The organism is Cryobacterium sp. TMT1-3 (assembly GCF_004402315.1).
In the GTDB taxonomy this organism is placed as follows: Bacteria; Actinomycetota; Actinomycetes; order Actinomycetales; family Microbacteriaceae; genus Cryobacterium; species Cryobacterium luteum.
This window is the reverse complement of sequence record NZ_SOFW01000040.1, coordinates 411140-431123: the sequence shown is the minus strand read 5'-3', so window position 1 is coordinate 431123 and position 19984 is coordinate 411140. Positions and strand designations below refer to the sequence as shown.

Below are 19984 nucleotides of genomic sequence, written 5' to 3'. Positions count from 1 at the left end.
GCTCAACGGCCCTAGCGGGCGGCGACGGTGATCAATTCGTCCCAGTGCGTCGTGGCGCGGGGCGAGACCATCTCGCGGCGCATGGTCCAGGCCCGGTTGTTCTTGAGCCCGGCCAAGCCGAGGCCGAGGTTCTCCTGCCCGTACTTGGCCGTGATCGAGTCGAGCACGGCGCCGGCCTTGAACGGTGCAGGCTCGGTGCCGAAGATATCGAGGCTGGCGTGCGAAGCCTGCGGCGAGAAATCGTGCAGGCTGACGCCCACCCGCACGTAGTGCTGGTCGCCCTGCAGCTGCGGGCCGAGGGCGGTGATCGCCGCCCGGTACATCTGCACCGGATCATCGGTCGGGTCGGGAAAAGTGAGGGATACCGCGTGCGTCACGTGGTTGTCTCTGAACGGCGAGGTCGAGGCGTAGCAACGCATGAGGCGTGCCAGCGAGCCTTGCGCACGCAGCCGTGCGGCGGCGCGCTGGGTGTACACGGAGAGCACTTCTTCGAGCTCGGCCACGGTGCTGATGGGCACGGCGAACGAGCGGGAAAACTGGATCTGTTCCCGGTCGGCCCGCAGTTCCTCGAGCGGCAGGCAGTCGTTGCCGCGCAGTTCCTGCACGGTGCGCTCCATCGTCACCCCGAACCGGCGGCGGATGCGCACGGCGTCGCTGTCGCGCAGGTCGCCCGCCGTGTGGATGCCGATGCCGGTCAATTTCGCGGCGCTGCGTGAGCCGACGCCCCACACCTGGCCCGCATCCACCGACCGCAGAATCCTCGTCAGCTGGTCAGGCGAATACGCGGCGAGGTTGCAGACACCCTGCAGGGAAGCGGAGGACTTCGAGCCCCGGTTGGCGAGTTTAGCCAGCGTCTTGCTCGGCGCTATTCCCACGCTGACCGGCAGGCCGATGAGCTTCTGGGTCGCCGCGCGAATCTCCCGGGCGATCGCGGTGACCTGCGCGGGGGTGCCGGTGAGGCGGATGAAGCTCTCGTCGATCGAATACACCTCCTGGCTCGAGGTGAAGCGGCTGAGCAGCTCGACGGCGCGAGCGGAAATGTCGCCGTAAAGCTCGTAATTGCTGGAACGGGCGATGACGCCCTTGGCTACGGCCTCGGCGGCGATGTTCTGCCAGGGCGCGGCCATGTCGATGCCGAGCGTCTTGGCTTCGGCGGAGCGGGCGATCACACAGCCGTCATTGTTGGAGAGTACGACGACGGGCCGGCCCTCGAGGCGGGGGTCGAAGATGCGCTCACACGAAACGTAGAAGTTGTTCGCGTCGACGAGGGCGATCGAGGTGGACTCAGACACGGTGCAGGCACCGGGTGACGACGCCCCAGACCGTCAATTCGCTCAGTTCGCTGAGCACGATGTCGGGGTAGGCCGGGTTTTCGGGAACCAGCCGGATGGACTCACCGTCGATGCGCAGCCGCTTGATGGTCAGTTCGTTGTCCACGACGGCCACGATGACACTGCCGTCGCGGGCGTCGAGGGAACGGTCGACGATGATCTCATCGCCGTCGAAGATGCCCGCGCCGATCATGCTGTCGCCGCTGACCCGCACGATGAACGTCGCTGTGGGGTCGGTGATGAGGTGGCGATTCAGGTCGACGGGTCCGGTGTAATAGCCCTGCGCCGGCGAGGGGAATCCGGCGTGAACGGCCTCGGGCGCCTCGCGGGCGAACTGGCTGGTGTTCGCTGTGTCAGCCTGTACCGGGGTGATCTCAGGTCTGTGCATTCAGAACAACTTCGAGGCCGTGTCGTCCAGCCCGCGCATGGCGTCGTAGTCGAGCAGCAGGCAGCGGATGCCGCGATCCTCGGCCAGCTTGCGGGCCTGCGGTTTGATGGTCTGCGCGGCGAAAACCCCGCTCACCGGTGCGAGGTGCGGGTCGCGGTTCATTAGCTCGAGGTAGCGGGTGAGCTGCTCGACGCCGTCGATGTCGCCGTTGCGCTTGAGTTCGACCGCGACGGAAGCCCCGCTCGCGTCCTGCGCGAGGATGTCGACCGGCCCGATGGCCGTCATGTATTCGCGGCGCACAAAGGTGAAGCCCTCACCGAGCAGGTGGATGTGCTCGGCCAGCAGCTTCTGCAGGTGCGACTCGGCGCCGTCCTTGATCAGGCCGGGGTCGATGCCGAGTTCGTGCGCCGAATCGTGCTGCACCTCGTAAACGCTGACCACGAGCTGGTCGGCGGTCTTAGCGTGGGTGACGGTCCAGAGGGCGGTGATGCCGGCATCCGCTTGATCGCTGTCGGGTTCGGAGATGGCGACCGAGCACGGCGGGCTCATCCAGTTGAGCGGCTTATACGAGCCGCCGTCGGAGTGCACGAGCACACTGCCGTCGGACTTGATCATGAGCAGGCGGGTGGCCATCGGCAGGTGGGCGCTGAGACGCCCGGCATAGTCAACGGAGCATTTCGCAATTACAAGGCGCACTGGTCGAGTTTACGGCTTCGCGCCTGTGAAAGCGGATGCCGCCGGCCGCGCCGCCGGGGCCGCCAGCCCGGCCAGCACCATCAGCACCAGAATCAGGTACAGGGCGTTGAGAATGCCCCAGGCCTCGCCGAGCAGCCCGAGCACCGGCGGCCCGACCAGGAAGGCGAAGTAGCCGATGATGGCCACGGCGCTCACTCGCGCGGCCGCGTTTTTGGTGTCGTCGGCGGCGGCCGACATGCCCACCGGAAACCCGAGCGAGGCGCCGATACCCCAGAGAATGGTGCCGACATAAACGAGCGGGGTGTTCGGCGCGAGGATGAACAGCACGAGCCCCACGATGCCGATGCCGGCGCAGGCGCGCAGCACGAGCACCCGACCGAACCGGTCGAGCACCGGCCCGCCGATCACGCGACCCACGGTCATCGCGGCCACGAACACGCCAAACACGATCGCGCCGTCGGTGTTGCTCAGGCCGTGCCCATCGACCGAGGCGAGGGCGAGCCAGTCGTTCGCTGAGCCCTCGGCAAAGGTCATGCCGAGCACGATGAGGCCGATCAGCAGCAGTTTGCGATCCTGCCAGACGGCGAGACTCTCACGCAGGCGGGCGGGCCAGGTGAGGTGCGGGGCATCCGTTGTGGGGTCGATCTCGATGGCGGCCGGCAAAAATCGAACGGCCACAACGATCGTGCCGAGAACCAGCGTCGCCATCACCAGCAGGTGCCAGAACACCGAGACCTGCAGAGCGGATGCGGCGGCGCCGCCGAGCGCCCCGACCACCGTGCCGAGGCTGAAGCAGGCGTGCATGAGCGGCATCAGCGTGCGGCCGATAGCGCGCTCGGCAGCGGCGCCCTCGACGTTCATCATGACGTCGAGGGATCCCATGCCGATTCCGAACACGGCGAGGGCGGCGAACACGAACGGGGCTGAGGGGACGAGGCTGACGCCCGCCCCCATGAGCACGAGCCCGGTCGCCGACATCGTCGTGCTGAGCAGCATGGCCCGGCGGGCGCCGAGGCGAGCGAGCAGGCCCGCGGCGATCAGCAGCCCGAGGACCGAGCCGGCCGAGAGCCCGAAGATGAGCAGGCCGACCTGGGCCGTGTCGAGCCCGAGGCCGTCGCGCACCGAAGGAATCCGCGCCATCCAGCTGGCCAGGCCCAGCCCCGCCACGAAGAACGCGGCGAACACGGCATTACGCCAGCCCAGCAGGGCCGGGCGCGTGGTGGTCATGGGGGAGTCGGTCATCGGGCTCCTCAAGCAGCGGGCGGGAGGCCTCGGCAACGAACGGGGGTGTCTTTACGCTACAACGCTTTGCGCGCACAAACGAAGGCGCAACTCGCTATATCTGGCCTCTTGCCGCTCGCGAGATGACACATTCGGCCCCATGATCGTGGCCGCCCCTACGCGAGACGACGCAATCGGCCCCTTGAATCGCGCTCAAGGGGCCGAAGATGGCAGCTCGCAGGAATGAAGGGGCCGAGAGTGGCATCGCGCGCGCGATTCTTTCCGGTGCGCGTGGGATGCCTGACTTCCCATTGCGCTGCAGCCTGAGCATCCCGCCCGCCGATCCATGACGCGGGATGACGCCCAGAACCTCGCCGATTCGCACCCCCGACCGGGTTAGCGTAGCCTTACCTTGGTCGTTCTAGCCTTGGAGAAAAATGCGCATTCCCCTTTCTGTTGCCGCGTTCGTTGCCGGCGCCTCCGTTCTCGCCCTCGCCGGGTGCACGCCAGCCGCCGAGCCGGCAGCCACAGCGGAAACCAGCGACGGCGCATTCACCCTCTACTCCGGGCGCGACGAAGCGCTCATCCAGCCGCTCATCGACCAGTTCGAGGAAGAAAGCGGCATCACTGTTGAGGTGCGCTACGGCAACACCGCCGAGCTCGGTGCCCTGCTTCTCGAAGAGGGTGACGCCACTCCCGCCCAGGTATTTCTCGCGCAAGACGCCGGCGCGCTCGGCGCCCTCGCCAACGCCGACCTGTTCGCCACCCTGCCGGCCGCGACGACCGACGCCGTTCCGGCCGGATTCACCTCGACCGACGACACCTGGGTCGGCGTCACCGGCCGGGCCCGCGTGATCGCCTACGACAGTGAGGCGATGAGCGCGGCCGACGTGCCGGCATCCGTCGACGCCTTCACCGACCCGGCCTGGGCCGGAAAGTTCGGCATCGCGCCCACCAACGCGAGCTTTCAGGCCTTCGTCACCGCGTACCGGGTGCTGAACGGCGAGGAAGCCGCTGACGAGTGGGTCAAGGCCGTCGCCGCGAACAGCCCGGTCATCTTCGACAACAACCGCGCCATTCTCGCCGCCGTCAACGACGGGGTCATCGAGGCCGGACTCATCAACCACTACTACTGGTTCGCCCAGGCCGCCGAAACTGGTGAGGCCAACATGCGTGCCCAGCTCTCCTACCCCGAAGCCGGCGACGCCGGTTCCATCGTGAACGTCACCGGGGCCGGCCTGCTGGCCGGTGCCGAAGCGGATGCCGACGCGCTCGAGTTCATCGACTACCTCGTAGGCGCCGAGGCGCAGCAGTACTTCGTCGACGAGACCTTTGAGTACCCGCTGATTGCCGGCATCGACGCCCCGGCCGGCTTGCCCGAACTCGACTCGCTGATCAACCCCGAGCTCGACCTGGCCGACCTCGACACCCTCGCCGACACCCAGGCGCTGCTCGGCAAGCACGGCCTGATCTAACATTGAGGCAGTGAAGGCGCGGGTGCGGGCTCAGGTCGGCAGCCGCGCCCTACCCTGCACCGGGAGCCCCTCATGACCGAGTTGCTCATTCCACCGCTCGAAACGGATGCCCCGCCACCGCCCCGCGCGCCCGGCCGGTACCGCTTCGGCGCGCCAGCCTGGCTTTTGGTGCTCGCCGCGCTGTGTGCGGCGACCGCCGCCATTCCGCTGGTCTACCTCGTGGTGCGCACGACCGAGGCCGGCCTCACCGAACTGCTCGACACGCTCGTGCGCCCGCGGGTGCTGCAGCTCACGGTCAATACGGTTTTGCTCGCCGGGGCCGTGACGCTGTCGTGCCTCGTGCTCGGCACAATCTGCGCCTGGATCCTCACCCGCATCCGCCTGCCGTTCCAGCGCACGCTGTTGCTGGTCTCGGCGCTGCCCCTCGCGGTGCCGAGCTACCTGGCCGCCTACGGCTGGCTGGTCTGGTTTCCGCAGCTCCATGGCTTCTGGGCCAGCTGGTTCGTCATGACCATGGTCTGCGCCCCGTACGTGACGCTGCCGGTGGCGGCGGCGCTGCGTGGGGCATCCGCTGATCTGGAATCGGTGGCCCGCACCCTCGGTCGTGGCCCGCTGCGGGCGTTCGCTGCGGCGACCTGGCCGCAGATTCGCCCGGCCGCTATTGCCGGAGCACTTCTCGTGTGCCTGTACTCCCTGAGCGATTTCGGACTCGTCTCGATGCTGCGTTTTCAGACGCTCACCTGGGGAATCAATGCCGCCTACGGGGCGAGCTTCGACCGCAACCAGGCCGCGCTGCTCGCCCTCGTACTCGTCGTGCTCGCCCTCGTGGTCGTGGCCGGCGAACGGCGCAGCCGCCGACAGGTCGGGAGCGTTCCGGGTCGCAGCACCATGCCGGCCCGCCCGCCCGGACGGTACGGCGCCATCTACATGGCGGTGCTGCTCGCCGCGCCGCTCGCCGGGGTCGTGGTTCCGGTGGTCGGGTTGCTCAGCCGCCTGCTCGAGGCCGAAACACTGCGCGCCATCGACGTTCCGCGTCTGATCGAAGCCATCGGCGCGACCCTCGGGCTCGCCCTGGCTGCAGCCGTGGTCGCCGTGCTCGTGGCCCTGCCGATCGCTGCGCTCGCCGCCCGGTACCGCGGTCGCCTGGTCGCCGTGATCGAGGCCGTCGGGTTTCTGGGCCATGCCCTGCCCGGCATCGTCGTGGGGCTCTCGCTCGTGTTCTTCGCGCTCGCCGCCGTTCCGATGGTCTACCAGACGTCGGTCGTGCTGGTCTTCGCCTATGTCGTGCTGTTCATGCCACGGGCGATCGGCAGCGTGCGCAGCGGCATCGCGGCGGTGCCGCCGAGCCTCGGGGACGTCTCCCGCATGCTCGGCCTCTCGCCGTTCCAGGCCTGGTGGCGGGTCACCGCGCGCCTCGCGCTGCCGGGGATCGCGATCGGCGCACTGCTCGTGGCCATCTCGGCCATGAAAGAATTACCAGCGACGCTGCTGCTGCGGCCGACGGGTGTCTCCACGCTCGCGACCGAGTTGTGGAGTCGCACGGCCCTGTTCGAGTTCGGCGCTGCGGCGCCCTACGCGGCGGCGCTCGTGCTCGTGGCGATGGTGCCCGCGGTGCTGCTGTCCGGCATCCGCGGCACGGCAAGGGAGAACTAGTGGGCTGGGTATCGATCGAGGCGCTGAACGTCGCCTACGGTGAACGTCGGGTGCTCGACGACGTCAGCCTGCGCATTCCGCGCGGCTCCCTCGTTGCCGTTCTCGGCCCGAGCGGATGCGGCAAGACCACCCTCCTGCGCGCGGTCGCCGGTCTGCTGCCGGTCACCTCCGGCACGATCACGGTTGGCGGGCGCCTCGTCACCGGCCCCGGCGTGCAGCGAGCTCCGGAAAAGCGCGGCATGGGCTGGGTTCCGCAAGACGCCTCGCTGTTTCCGCATCTGTCGGTCGGCGAGAACATCGGGTTTGGGCTGCCCCGCACCAGACAGAGCGACGATCTCTACTGCGAGCCCGGCGAGACTGCCGGGGGGCTGTTCGCCGGCGTCACTCGGCGCAGGCGAGCGGCTCGCTCCCGACTTACCGCCCCGCTGCCCGCTAGCCCTCGGGCCGGTGCACGGCGCGACGAGTCTGGCACTACTGGGACTGACCACCTTACGCCGGTACCCATCACGCCCGATCGCAGCCGCCAGACCAGCCGCGCGGCCCGCATCGCGGAGCTCGCCACCCTGGTGGGCCTGGCCGAACTCGTCGATCGCGCCCCCTCTCAGCTCTCCGGCGGCCAGGCCCAGCGCGTGTCGCTGGCGCGGGCGCTCGCCCCACGGCCCGACCTTATGCTGCTCGATGAACCCTTCGCGGCCCTCGACCCGCTGCTGAGGGCAGCACTGCGCACCGAAGTCGCCGCGCTGCTGCGCGGCCAGCACAACACCAGCCTGCTCGTGACCCACGACCAGGAAGAGGCGCTCTCCCTGGCCGACTTCGTGGCCGTTATGCGTGGCGGCGAGATTTTGCAGTTCGGCACCCCCGCCGACGTTTACGAACGCCCGGTCGACCCGTGGGTCGCCGGTTTCGTCGGCGATACCGTCGAGCTCAACGGAGTCTGGCAGGGCGGCCGCGTCGACTGCGGCCTCGGGTCGCTCCCGGCGGACTGGATGGGCGCGGCATCAGCTCCTGCCGACGGAACGCCGGTGCTCGTGCTCCTCCGCCCGGAATGGCTGACCCTCGCCGCCCCGTCAACCGAGCGACAGACGGATGCCGTCACCACCGCCATCGCCTACGCCGGCCACGACGCTCTGGTGAGCTTCACCCTCGCTGGCGGTCTCGTCGTGCGGGCCCGCGTCGCGGCCCCCGACCTGCCCCGTCTCGGCGATCGGCTGACCCTCGGGGTGCGCCAGAACGCCCTCGCCTACCCGGTCGCCTGACCCGCTCGCAAGTATCGCGCCGGTATCTGGTACCTGTAATTTGTGATAGAAAATCATTTATTACTTCGAAACCACGTAGGCAGCAGGCAGGATCGGCGGGGATACCCAATGAGGTTTGGTGCCGCAGCGGGGTCGAGCTGGTCTGCACCCTGGCCAGGCTCTCCCGCGCCGAGGTGCGCCAGCGTGCCGCGCTCGGCGAGAAAGCCGGCCAGCGCATGCTGCTCGGCCGGCCCCTCGCCCCCACCTACCCCGTGCTCGGCGCCGCCCTGCAGGGCGGGGCGCTCGGGCTGGAGCAGGCCCGGGTGATCGTGACGGTGCTCGACGGCCTGCGTTCCTCCGTGCTGGTGGAGGATCTCGATCGGGTCGAGCGTTCCCTCGTCGCCAGCGGATCCGGTGCGATCACCCCCGAAACCGAGGGGCTTCCCGGGGCGGGCATCGCGTTCGCGCCGGCGTTACTGCGGCAGCAGGGCATCCAGTGGCAGGCACGCCTCGCCCCCGACGGATCCGCGCCCGGCGACACCCCACGGAGCGGCGCAGCTGGCTCACCTTCGGCGGCCTCAGCAACGGCGGCTACAGCCTCAACGGCTGGTTCACCACCCTCGACCGTGCCATCATCGGCAACGTCTTCGATGCCTACCTCTCGGCTGCGGCGGTCAATCCCGTGCCCGGCGCGGCCGGCACGACCCAATCCGATATCACCCCACTCCCCGATGCCGCCCCGGTACCCGAGGCCACCCCCAGATTTGCGCCCGACACCACCCCGCGTGCCAGGGTCGCATTCCATGAAACCGAACCGACCGACGCCGATCAAGCTGACGGCAACGACGGCAACGAGAGCAACGACGATGACAATGCCAACGAGGGGCCTGCCACTGGCGAGAACGAGAACAAGGCGGCGGCCGAGGAGGTGACTCAGGCGGAGACCGAGACTGACCTCGGAGTCGGAGTCGGAGCTGATGGTGAAGCCAAAGCGGAAGCCAGACCCGGAGCTGGAGCCGGAGCTGGAGCTGGAGCTGGAGCTGACGAGAGTATCCCACCCGACCCGGGCGGTCCCTGTCCGCAGCACCCCGATGACTCCCGCTCGATCAGCGAGAAACGAGCCGACATCCTCCGCGCCGTGTTCGAAGCCGCCGCACGACACCCCAGCACCCCGACCATGGGCGGCGCCGCCCCCACGGTGCTCGTGCACATCAATATCAACGATCTCCTCGCCGGGCGCGGAGCCGGCTGGATCGACGGTATCGACGGGCCCCTCACCCCGCAGCAGGTCGACGAGTTGATCTGCGCCGGCGGCTACCAACCCATCCTGTTCGGCCACACCGGCACCATCCTCAACCTCGGCACCAGCAACCGGTTCTTCACCACCCAACAACGAAGAGCCCTCGCCGCCCGCGACGGCGGCTGTGTCATCCCCGGCTGCACCGTGCCACCCCAATACACCCAGGCCCACCACGTCATCCCGTGGAACCAAGGCGGCCCCACCGACATCGGAAACGGCACAAGTTGCTAAAACGACCCCCTCTCGACGTGGATGACGATCTGAGCTAATGCGCTACGGTAAAACCATGAGTGACGGAACAACTGAAGCGGCGGCGTTTAATGCCGCTATCACGCTCGTCGGGATGGGGAGCAAGAATACCAACTTGCAGCGCGCAGGTGACAATGTCGCTTATGTTGGAGAAGTTTTGACTGGCCTTGTCAAGACGGCACTGATGCCCCTCGCAGTTGTAAACGCTCGTGCCCAGAAATACTTTGATTCAAAGTTTCCTGAGGATCTAGCTGACAAGATGAAGGAAGTTCCCCCCGAGTTTATTGCCTCACCAAAACCATCAGTAGCTGGTCCGGTATTGCAGGGCCTCGGCTATTCGCACGAGGAAGATAGCCTCCGTGACTTGTACATAGGCTTGCTGGCAACCTCGATGGACAGCCGCGTAGCGGCGAAGGCTCATCCGGGTTTTGCCGAGATAATCGGTGCGCTCTCAGCGAGTGAGGTGGGGTTCTTAGAACCAGTGCTGCAGATCGAAACGATGGCCGCCGCCGAACTTCGGAGCAGCATTGAAGGTGAACAGAGTTGGAACGTTGTATACAGCCACTTGGTCGGATTAAGGAATGCCGTTGAGCCGCTATTAGATGAAATGCTGCCTGCCTATATCGATAACTGGGTGCGCTTGGGACTCGTTCGCGTCAATTATGATACCTATCTGACAGATGAGACCGCTTACGACTGGGTCGATGCTCGCCCAGAATACCAAGAGCGTGTTCGAGGCCTCCAGGACGGCCAAAGCATCACATTCGCGAAGGGAGTAATTCAACGAACCGCGTTCGGATTCGCCTTCGCAAAGGCGGTCGGAATTCTATAGGCCGGGACAATCTCGACCAACGGTCGGATATTGCTTGCGGGCGCAGCCCGGTACCTTTACTTGAATAAGCAACGTAACTCGGGAGCCCGGCAGGGCGACCGAGGGCAAGGTTTTGGTCGTCCGTAGGACGGCCAAAACCGCGGCAGCACCGTCGTGCTTTTTGATTCGTTGGCGTTCGTCGTGTCGCATCCTGTAGTCTCGATTTCTGGGACTAGGAGTGTTCATGACTGACTTTCGATCACAGCGGATGCCGTCGCCGGACGGACTCGGCATTGCCAAGGGACGGTTAGAGAAGGCGTGGGATTCCTACGTCAAGGCCGTGCGCCCGGTCACTGACCCGATAGTGAAGCACCTCGCCCCGGTGCTGATGCCCTTGGCGCGTGGTGCGACATTTGACCTGCTTGGGTTCTGGATCTCTTGGCACCTGCTCGGCGGCTTCGAAGGCCTCCAGTCTCAGCTGGGGATGAGCCGGTCGGCGATCTATCGCCGGGTTGCGCTCTTTCGGAAGGTGTTTGGTGCGCATCCGGACGTGTATCGGTTTCCCGGTATCGACCTCAACGTCGAGGGCTTCATCCGCGGCGGATTTGCTCCCGACACCACGGCCGAGACCACTGCCGAGACTGCTGCCGCTAAAGTTGAACACTCCGAGTAGTCCCAGATTGCGGGACTAGCACCTAAATCTGTACTAGAGTCCCAGGATATGGGACTACAACTTCAACGGGCACTCGCTCCGTTGGGGCGCCCAGACGCGGGCTGGACCTTCACTCTGTACCCGGATGCGGGCGAGGGTGGCGGGTCTTTCCATTCGTCGGTGCGGCGGCTGCCCAGTTATGTCTCACGCGGGTTCGCGAAGGACCCGGAGCGGTCGGCGGCTGAAGCGGGACGTCGTGCGCGGGCCACGCTGCGGCGGTACTGCTCCGCGAACCGGCTGAATCGGCTCGGCACGCTCACCTTCCGCGGTGAGGGATGCCACGACCCAGAAATGCTGCGGCTGCACCTGGGCGAGTTCTTCCGGACGCTGCGCTCCTCCCTCGGCGGGAAGGCATTCCCGTATGCGTGGGTGGCGGAGTGGCACAAGTCCGGCCACGGCCTGCATGCGCACTTCGCGGTCGGCCGGTTCATCAAGCGGTCATTGATCGAGGCGGCGTGGGGCCGCGGCTTCGTGCACATCAAGCTGCTCGGCGACCTCCCGGTCGGATCCACGAACCTGTCGGAAGCGCGCATCGCCGCGGGCTACCTGTCGAAGTATGTTGCGAAGTCCTTCGCGGACCCCACCGTTCGGGTGCTGGGTCTGCATCGGTATGACGTGGCCCAGAACTTCCGGCCTCGGCCGGTTGCTTTGTCGGGAATCTCGCCGGAGGACGTGCTTCAGCAGGCATCCACGGTGCTGCATTCCGCGCCATTGGTGGAGTGGGCGTCGTCCTCGGTCGAGGACTGGCAAGGGCCGCCCTGCATCTGGGCGCAGTGGGGCCGATGAACGCCGATCGGGAAGGCGTCAGGGCCTGGTTGGAGGCGTCATGCCTGGCTCAGGGAGTGCCGCTGCTGGTCACCGACGCGGGAGTTATTGCGCAAGTTGGCGCGCTGATGAGCGGGCGGGATGCTGCGGGAGCGCCGCGGAGCGGCGACCGCAGCGCCCGGGTGCTCACAGCCGCCACGTTGCAATGATCCGGTTCGGGTCCACCGAGACGCGTCCTGCGCTGGTCTTGGGTGTGATGGTGGCGTAATCGAGGACCGCGGCGATGATCGCGGCCTGCCGGGAGAGGTTCAACGAATCCCAGCTCGCGCGCACCGCCTCGCCGTTACCGATGATTCCGGCCAGCGTGGAAGTCCCGGTCAATTGGCCGATCTGCCGGTCGAGGTTGAAAATGCGTGCTTCGATCGGCTCGCGTGCGGCCTTCCACTCTGCCAGCGAGATTCCCTTGTCCGCCCAGAGTTCGGCCAGTTCCTTCATCTGCGCCTGATCGGATTGCAGATCGGCGGCGAGGGCTGCATGACGTTCATCGGCAATAGCGCGCCCGACCAAAGCATCGGCCATTGCAGAGCTGTCCAAACGCATGAGCACGGCCTCCGCGAGCCATTCCTCGACCGGCGCTGCGACGATGGTCAACCTGCCGCATCCGCCGTGGTCCGGTCCGGACATGCACACGTAGCGGCGGGTGTCTTTCCGTGAGGAGCTGAACAGCTTGTTCCCACATCGACCACAGCGCAGCAGCCCAGACAGCAGGTAGCGGCGGGGCGCGCGTCGGCCCGTGACCTTCTTTCGGGCGAACATTGCCACCAACTGCTCATGGGTAGCCTTCGTTATGATCGCTGGCCATATCGCGACGGCGACGACCACTCCGTTGTGAGCGCGTAAGCCCGCAATTCGAGGATTGGTCAGCGTCTGCCTGAGCGTGGTCGTTCGCCACGGCATCCCTGCCACGGACGACACGCCTTCCTCCTGTAACCAATTCGCGAGCGACATCAGCGACTCGCCCGCCAGATAGCGCTCCGCAAGGACGCGCAGCACGATAGCTTCGGACTCCACGACCGTCACCTGGTCACGCTCGTACCCGAACGGGCGAAGATTGCCCCCGTTGGGCTTGCCCGCCTCAGCAATTTCGCGGGCCTTACGCTTCTGCCGTTCCGACTTCCGGCCCGACTCCTTCGCCGCGACAGCCGCCAAAATCCGGGCCATAAACATGCCATCGTCATTGCCAAGATTGATATCCGCGGTCACCGTCGCGAACTCCTCGACCCCGGCCAATTGGCAAATCTGCACAAACTCCTCGAGTTCGATCGGCCGTCGGGTTAACCGGTCAGTGTTGTACACGATCACGGCGTCACGCTGCCCCGCACTGATATCCTCGAGCATCCGCTCATAGGACGGACGCCGCTTGCCTTTGTAGGCGGAAATGTCGTTATCCACGTACTCCTCCGCGACTATCCAGCCACGGTCCGCGGCCAGCTTTCGACAGTCCGCGAGCTGCCGTTCAACACCCAAACCCTCGCCTGTAACGTCACGGGAGATGCGGGCGTAGATCGCTGCGTTCGTGCTCTTGGTCATGAGGTCACATTAGCAATTGACCGACAACGCCGTGCTGGTCTGCAACGCCGCCCACTCCAGCATCGACACCTCCGGCTGGAACATCCAAATGCGAAACGGCCGACCCTGGATCCGCGGCCCTCTCCTCTTCGACCCCACCCAAACCTGGCGCCCGGCCGGCCAGAACCGCGCCGCCACCCCCGCAGAGAAACCCAACTGGAACACATAAGTCCCACGGCGTGCTGGCACAGAATCAACGCACCCGCTTCAAAGCGCCCCGCCTCAACGCAGCCAAGTCAACCCGGAGGCGGGAGATCCCTGCCTTACGCGCACGCAGGGCCGGGGGCGCGAGCAGCAATCCGCAGGGCCGAACCCAGTGGTCTCCTCGCGGCCCCGAACGGGGGACCTTCGGCCCTCACACCGCCGGGCCGCCGCTGGCTAGAGTGATCCTGCCCTCTGACAGGCGGGCGACAACTCGAGACGAGGCAGCATGGCCGGCCACACCAACGCCCCGGGGCAGTCGGTGACCAGCCGGGTGCTGAGCATTCTGGCGGCGTTCGAGCACAGCGCATCCGCTCGGTCGCTGTCGGAGATCAGCCAGGAGAGCGGGCTGCCGCAAAGCACCGCGCATCGGCTGCTCGGCGAGCTCGAGGTCTGGGGCGCCGTGCAGCGGGACGCCCAGGGTCGCTACCAAATTGGGCTGCGCCTCTGGGAACTCGGCCAGCACGCCGGCCGCAAGTTGCGCGACCTGGCGCGACCCTACCTGCAGGACCTGTTCGGGCTCACCCAGGAGACCGTGCACCTGGCCATCCGTGACGGCGCCGAGGTGCTCTACATCGACCGGGTCTACGGCAGTCGGCGGGTTCCGCAGGCCAGCCGGGTTGGCGGTCGCCTGCCGCTGCACGCCACCGCGGTCGGCCGCGCCATTCTCGCCTTTGAAGACGAATGGGTGCAGAATGCGGTGCTCGACGGTGAACTCGTGCGCCGCACTCCGCTGACCAAGACCGACCCGGCCGAGCTGCGCCGGGAGATCGGCAAGATCAAGGAACTCGGGTTCGCCCTCGCCTCCGAAGAGGTGCGACAGGGCTCCTGTTCGCTCGCGGTGCCGGTGTTCCAGGCGTCGGGGCAGATCTTCGGCGCGCTCGGCATCGTGCTGCCGACCTCGCGCGCGCACCAGCTGGGCCGTTACTTGCCCGTGCTGCAGGGGACGGCGCAGCGCATTCAGGCCGGAATCGCGCACCTGCCGCCTGCCACCCTGCGGCTGCCGAACATCGGGGAGAAACCCTCCCAGCCGTGAAGCCACTTCCATCCAGTGGGACAGCGCGGCAGCTTCGACTACCGACGCGCCTTAGATTGACCTCGTCGACCTCAACGTTGAGAACTGCAGACCAAGGAGCCATCGTGACCGCTCAACCCGCCCTCGCCCGCCCGGCCGCCGCAACCGGCCACTGCCCGGTCGCCCACGCTGTCAGCGCCAAAATCGCCGAGACCGCGCCGACCGCACACCACGGCTACGCCCCCTTCGCGATGACCGACCCGTTCCCGTCCTACGCCGCCCTGCGCGAGAACGAACCGATCATGTTCGATGAGGAGATCGGCTACTTCGTCGTCTCCCGCTACGTCGACGTCAAGGCGGCCTTCGACAACTGGCAGGTCTTCAGCAGTGAGAACGCCCAGGCCCCGGTGCGAGCCCGTGGCGCGGCCGCCACGAAGATCATGAACGACGGCGGCTTCACCGCCTACTCTGGTCTTTCCGCCCGCATTCCCCCTGAGCACACCCGCATGCGCGCCATCGTGCAGAAGGAATTCACGCCCCGCCGCTATAAGAAGCTTGAACCCACCATTCGGGAGAACACCGTGCGGCTGCTGCAGCAGATGTTGGCTCATCCGGATGCCCGCGGCGACTTTCTGAAAGATGTCGCGGTGGACATCCCCACGATCACCATCCTCGGCCTGCTCGGCGTCGGCCCCGACATGGTCTCGACCTACAAGAAATGGTCGGATTCCCGCGCCGCGATGACCTGGGGCGACCTAAGCGACGACGAGCAGATTCCGCACGCGCACAACCTCGTCGAGTACTGGACTGAGTGCCTGCGCCTGGTCTCCAACGCCCACGAACAACTCGCTAACGGTGAGAACGGCGACAACCTCGTCTTCGACCTGGTGCAGGCGCAGTCGACCGGCTCCGAGATCTCCGACCACGAGATCGCCTCGGTCTGCTACAGCCTGCTCTTCGCCGGCCACGAGACCACGACCACGCTCATCTCCAACACCATTCGCGAACTGCTCGCCCACCCGACCGAATGGCAGAAACTAATCGAGGATCCGAGCCGCATCCCGGCCGCGATCGATGAGACCCTGCGTTTCTCCCCGAGCATCGTCGGTTGGCGGCGCAAGGCACTCGTCGACACCGAGATCGGCGGAGTGCAGATTCCGGCCGGCTCCAACATTCTGCTGCTGATGGGCTCGGCCAACCGTGACGGCGACACCTTCGAGCAACCCGAAACCTTCGACATCAACCGGGTCAACGCCCGCAACCACCTGTCGTTCGGCTTCGGCATCCACTACTGCCTCGGCAACATGCTCGCCAAGATGCAAGACAGAATCGTCGTCGAAGAGACCCTGAAGGCGGCCCCCGGCCTGCGCCTGATCGACGCGGAGAAGGTCGTATTCGGAGACAACCTGTCATTCAGGGCGCCCACCTCGGTGCCCGTTACCTGGGGAGAAGCGAAATGACCCCCGCACCCTTCATTCAGTTCTTCGACGGTACCGAGCAGCCCCGCCACGATCTGCTCGGCGGCAAGTGCGCCTCGCTCGTCGCTCTCACTCAGGCCGGCATGCCGGTGCCACCCGGATTCGCCATCACCACCGCCTCCTACGACGCCTTCATCGCGGCCGCCGGGATCGAACAGGACATCCACGCCCTGCTGGCCAACCTCGATGCCGACGACGTGGCCGAGGTCGACCGGGTGTCGGCCCAGCTGCGCTTCGAGATCGAGAGCCGCCCGGTGCCCACGGACGTGCGCGCCGACTTCGTGACCGCTTACCACGCGCTGCAGGCCAGGTTCAGCGAGCCGGTCCCGGTCGCCGTGCGCTCCTCGGCGACCGCCGAAGACCTGCCCGACGCGAGCTTCGCCGGCCAGCAGGATACCTACCTCTGGCTCAACGGCATCGACGACGTCACCGAGCACATCCGCCGCTGCTGGGCCTCGCTGTTCACCTCCCGCGCCATCACCTACCGGCTTAAGAACAACATCCCCAACGAGGGCCTCTCCATGGCCGTCGCCGTGCAGAAGATGGTCAATGCCCGAGCCGCCGGCGTCGCCATCACCATGGATCCCACCACCGGCGACCGCTCCAAGATCGTGATGGAGGCCTCCTACGGCCTCGGTGAGCTCGTCGTCTCCGGCCTCGTCACCCCCGACAACGTCACCGTCGACAAGATCATGCTCATGGTGGTCAAGCGGGTGATCGGTGACAAACACGCCGAACTGGTTCCCGACCCGGCCAACGCCGGCCTGGTCGAACTCGAGGTCTCACCACAACGCCGCGCCGTGCTCTCGATCAGCGAGACCGAGATCACCGCCATCGCGACCATCGCCAAGAAGGCCGAGAAGCACTTCAAATGTCCGCAGGACATTGAGTGGGCCCTGGACCGTGACCTGCCAGACGGCCTGAACCTGTTGCTGCTGCAGTCCCGCCCCGAGACCGTGCACTCGTCCGGCACGAAAACGGATGCCGCCGATTCGACCCCGACCGCCGGCTTCGGCATCGAAAGCATCACCCGATCACTTTTGGTGCAGGCCGGCAAGGCAACGACATAAACCCGACCCGCATCATCCGCTGTGACAGTCATTCCACCCGCGCACCATCTTCGAGAACGGTTTTCTTATGACAGAGAAGTCATTTCCCAGCCCCTATGACCAGGCTCCCGCCGCGGGCGCCGAGGGCTGGAAAGATCTGTACGCCTATAACCTCGTCTTTCAACAGAACCGCCGCGAGGTCGAAGAGGGCAAGTTCTGGTTCTGCGACAGTCAGCACTGGCCCACGGTGACCAAGCCATTCGAGACGATCGGTTTCGAGTTTGCAGTCAGTTGCCTCGGTCAGTACAACACCCGGCACCTGCTCATTCCGCCGGCCAATGGCATCGAGTTCCGCATTCACAACGGCTACGTCTTCATGTCGCCGGTGGGCGTGCCCGAAGCGGAGATCGCTCCCCGCGTGCCCGAATTCATGGCGCGCGCCGGACACTACTTTCAGAACTGGGAGACCCTGCTCGAGCAGTGGCAGGGCAAGATTCGCGGCACGATCGACGAACTGGGCGCACTGAATTTCGACGCACTGCCCAACAAGGTCGATATCAACGACGTCACGAGCGGCAAGGGCACCGGCCCGAACAACGATCTGCTCGCCCAGTACGACGCGCTGATCGCGCTCACCTACCGTGCGTGGCAGTACCACTTCGAATTTCTCAACCTCGGCTACGTGGCTTACCTCGACTTCTTCAGCTTCTGCAAGGAGGTCTTTCCGGGAATTCCCGACCAGGCCGTCGCCAAGATGGTGCAGGGCGTCGACATGGAGCTGTTCCGACCCGATGACGAGCTCAAGAAGCTCGCCAAGCTCGCCATCGAACTGGGCCTGACCGGCCTGTTCGGCCAAACCGCGAACCCGGAGCAGACCCTGGCCGGCATTGAGGCCGCCCCCGGCGGCGCCGAGTGGATCGCCGCCTTCAACGACGCCAAGGACCCGTGGTTCAACTTCACCGTCGGCAACGGTTTCTACGCCCACGACAAGTACTGGCTCGACCACCTCGAACTGCCGCTCGGCTACATCAGCGACTACATCGGGCGGCTCCAGGCCGGCCAGACCATCGACCGCCCGGTCGCCGAACTCGTCGTCGAACGCGACCGCATCACCGAGGAGTACTCGGAACTGCTCAGCCCCGAACAGCTCGCCGCCTTCGAGGGTAAGCTCGGCCTGGCCCGCCAGGTCTACCCCTACGTCGAGAACCACAACTTCTACATCGAGCACTGGACCATGGGCGTCTTCTGGCGCAAAGCCCGCCAGCTCTCGGCGATGCTGCAGGAACAGGGCTTCTGGCCCGACGCCGACGGCATGTTTTTTCTGCGCCGCGACGAGGTGCGCGAGGCCCTGTTCGACTACGTCACCGGCTGGGCGGTCGGCGCTCCGGCGATCGGCCCGTCGTACTGGCCGGAGGAGGTCGAGCGCCGTCGCGTCATAGTGGATGCCCTGCAGCAGCAGCGCCCGCAGCCCGCCCTCAACACGCCGCCGGCCGTCATCACGGAACCGTTCACCCTCATGCTCTGGGGCATCACGAGCGACCAGATCAAGAACTGGCTCGGCGACTCCGATGCGCCGGAGGGAGAATTCCGCGGTATGGCGGCGTCGAGTGGCGTGGCCGAAGGACCGGCCCGCGTCATCAGCAGCTCGGACCAGCTGTCCGAGGTGCGGGAGGGTGACATCCTCGTCGCCCCCGTGACGGCGCCATCGTGGGGACCGATCTTCGGCAAGATCCGCGCCACGGTCACCGACATCGGCGGCATGATGAGCCACGCGGCCATCGTCTGCCGGGAGTACGGCATGCCGGCCGTCACCGGAACCGGCACCGCCTCGTCGCAGATCGTGACGGGCCAGTGGCTGCGCGTCGACGGCAACAACGGCACGGTAACCATCGTCGAGGGGCACGCCCACGACCTCAGCCTGGCCGGCGAGGCCGTTGTCCAGCTGGAACAGGCGCTTGACGGCCCGGTTCTCGAAGGCAGCCATGCCTGATCCGCGCACGGACCAGCCCGTCAGCCCTGTCGCTGTTGCGACGGGCAGGACGGTGCTGATCACCGGCGCCGCCGGCGGGCTGGGCCGTGCCTTCGCCCTGGGTTTCGCGGCCCAGGGCGACCGGGTGGTCGTCGCCGACACCAACCTCGAGGGTGCGCAGCAGACCGTGGCGCTCGCCCGGGCGGCCGGCGGCAGCGCCCTCGCCCTCGCGGCCAACGTGACCCAGCTCGATTCGGTCACCCAGCTGGCAGCGGATGCCGCGGCGTTCGCTAACGACGGCAAGATCGACGTGATCATCAACAACGCGGCGATCTACGCCACCATCACCCGGTCGCCATTCGAGGAGATCGATGTCGACGAGTGGGACCGTGTGATGGCCGTCAACCTCAAGGGTCCCTGGCTGGTCACCCGCGCCTGCTCGCCCTATCTCGCGAACAATGCCGCGGTGATCAACCTGTCGAGCGCGACCGTGCTCAGCGGCTCAGCCCAGTGGGCACACTACGTGGCCTCGAAGGGCGGCGTGATCGCCCTCACCCGGGTGCTGGCGAAGGAACTCGGCGACCGCAATATCACCGTGAACGCGATCGCCCCCGGCTTCACCCTCACCGAGGCCAGCTACGGCCTTATCGAGGGTGCCGCCGAGTACGGCGTGGACCGCGGCTCGATCAAACGGGCCAGCGAGCCCGACGACATCGTCGGGGCTGCTCTGTTTCTGGCCGGCCCCGGCTCCCGCTACATCACCGGCCAGACCCTCGTGGTCGACGGTGGCCGACAGTTTCTGTAAGG

Annotated in this window: 18 protein-coding genes; 13 read left to right on the top strand and 5 right to left on the bottom strand. The window is 66.5% G+C overall.

Going from position 1 to position 19984, the window contains the following annotated elements; genetic code table 11:
- Positions 1-11: 11 nt before the first annotated feature.
- The 4 genes from E3O25_RS16635 to E3O25_RS16620 are packed head-to-tail and all read right to left on the bottom strand — an operon-like array spanning position 12 to position 3657.
- A complete protein-coding gene (locus tag E3O25_RS16635) occupies positions 12-1292 on the bottom strand; it encodes a Y-family DNA polymerase (protein ID WP_134361668.1) in 1281 nt (426 codons plus the stop codon).
- Positions 1285-1719 (bottom strand): LexA family transcriptional regulator, encoded by a 435-nt coding sequence (locus E3O25_RS16630; RefSeq protein WP_134361667.1) that lies wholly within the window; start codon positions 1717-1719, stop codon positions 1285-1287. Before E3O25_RS16630 ends, E3O25_RS16635 begins: the two co-directional genes overlap by 8 nt.
- Positions 1720-2415, bottom strand: a complete 696-nt coding sequence (gene nucS, locus E3O25_RS16625; RefSeq protein ID WP_092110711.1) for an endonuclease NucS — start codon at positions 2413-2415, stop codon at positions 1720-1722.
- Between the two features lie 9 nt (positions 2416-2424).
- Entirely contained in the window at positions 2425-3657 is a 1233-nt protein-coding gene (locus E3O25_RS16620) for an MFS transporter (RefSeq protein ID WP_166787650.1), read from the bottom strand.
- Positions 3658-4073: 416 nt separating this feature from the next.
- On the opposite strand from E3O25_RS16620, the gene E3O25_RS16615 reads away from it, so the two are divergent.
- The 7 genes from E3O25_RS16615 (at position 4074) to E3O25_RS16585 (ending at position 11857) form a co-directional block, all read left to right on the top strand.
- Entirely contained in the window at positions 4074-5111 is a 1038-nt protein-coding gene (locus E3O25_RS16615; protein WP_092110713.1) for an extracellular solute-binding protein, read from the top strand.
- Positions 5112-5183: 72 nt separating this feature from the next.
- Positions 5184-6764 carry an iron ABC transporter permease gene (locus E3O25_RS17235; protein WP_134361666.1) on the top strand — a complete coding sequence of 527 codons (1581 nt, stop codon included), beginning with the start codon at positions 5184-5186 and terminating at the stop codon, positions 6762-6764.
- Positions 6764-8020: an ABC transporter ATP-binding protein gene (locus E3O25_RS17645; RefSeq protein WP_092110716.1), complete on the top strand. Its 1257-nt coding sequence runs from the start codon at positions 6764-6766 to the stop codon at positions 8018-8020. Before E3O25_RS17235 ends, E3O25_RS17645 begins: the two co-directional genes overlap by 1 nt.
- A 475-nt stretch (positions 8021-8495) precedes the next feature.
- On the top strand, positions 8496-9530 hold the full coding sequence (locus tag E3O25_RS17640; protein WP_241988632.1) for an HNH endonuclease signature motif containing protein: 1035 nt from the start codon (positions 8496-8498) through the stop codon (positions 9528-9530).
- A gap of 55 nt (positions 9531-9585) precedes the next feature.
- Positions 9586-10380, top strand: a complete 795-nt coding sequence (locus tag E3O25_RS16595; protein ID WP_166806043.1) for a DUF4393 domain-containing protein — start codon at positions 9586-9588, stop codon at positions 10378-10380.
- 223 nt (positions 10381-10603) lie between these two features.
- Complete coding sequence (locus E3O25_RS16590) at positions 10604-11032, top strand: hypothetical protein (protein WP_134361662.1); 429 nt, start codon at positions 10604-10606, stop codon at positions 11030-11032.
- Between the two features lie 159 nt (positions 11033-11191).
- Complete coding sequence (locus E3O25_RS16585) at positions 11192-11857, top strand: hypothetical protein (protein ID WP_241988631.1); 666 nt, start codon at positions 11192-11194, stop codon at positions 11855-11857.
- Between the two features lie 165 nt (positions 11858-12022).
- Here E3O25_RS16585 and E3O25_RS16575 read toward each other — a convergent pair whose 3' ends face one another.
- Complete coding sequence (locus E3O25_RS16575) at positions 12023-13426, bottom strand: recombinase family protein (protein ID WP_134361659.1); 1404 nt, start codon at positions 13424-13426, stop codon at positions 12023-12025.
- Between the two features lie 16 nt (positions 13427-13442).
- Here E3O25_RS16575 and E3O25_RS16570 point away from each other — a divergent pair, with 16 nt between their 5' ends.
- From E3O25_RS16570 to E3O25_RS16545, 6 genes are all read left to right on the top strand, one after another.
- Positions 13443-13634, top strand: coding sequence for a hypothetical protein (locus E3O25_RS16570; RefSeq protein WP_134361658.1), 192 nt, complete (start codon positions 13443-13445; stop codon positions 13632-13634).
- A 261-nt stretch (positions 13635-13895) separates the two neighbouring features.
- Positions 13896-14702, top strand: a complete 807-nt coding sequence (locus tag E3O25_RS16565; protein ID WP_092106765.1) for an IclR family transcriptional regulator — start codon at positions 13896-13898, stop codon at positions 14700-14702.
- 104 nt (positions 14703-14806) lie between these two features.
- Positions 14807-16141: a cytochrome P450 gene (locus E3O25_RS16560; RefSeq protein WP_241983985.1), complete on the top strand. Its 1335-nt coding sequence runs from the start codon at positions 14807-14809 to the stop codon at positions 16139-16141.
- Entirely contained in the window at positions 16138-17229 is a 1092-nt protein-coding gene (locus E3O25_RS16555) for a PEP/pyruvate-binding domain-containing protein (protein WP_092106761.1), read from the top strand. Before E3O25_RS16560 ends, E3O25_RS16555 begins: the two co-directional genes overlap by 4 nt.
- A 67-nt stretch (positions 17230-17296) precedes the next feature.
- Entirely contained in the window at positions 17297-19198 is a 1902-nt protein-coding gene (locus tag E3O25_RS16550) for a PEP-utilizing enzyme (RefSeq protein ID WP_134361657.1), read from the top strand.
- Complete coding sequence (locus E3O25_RS16545) at positions 19191-19982, top strand: SDR family NAD(P)-dependent oxidoreductase (protein ID WP_134361656.1); 792 nt, start codon at positions 19191-19193, stop codon at positions 19980-19982. The genes E3O25_RS16550 and E3O25_RS16545 overlap by 8 nt, the downstream gene beginning before the upstream one ends.
- Positions 19983-19984: the final 2 nt, after the last annotated feature.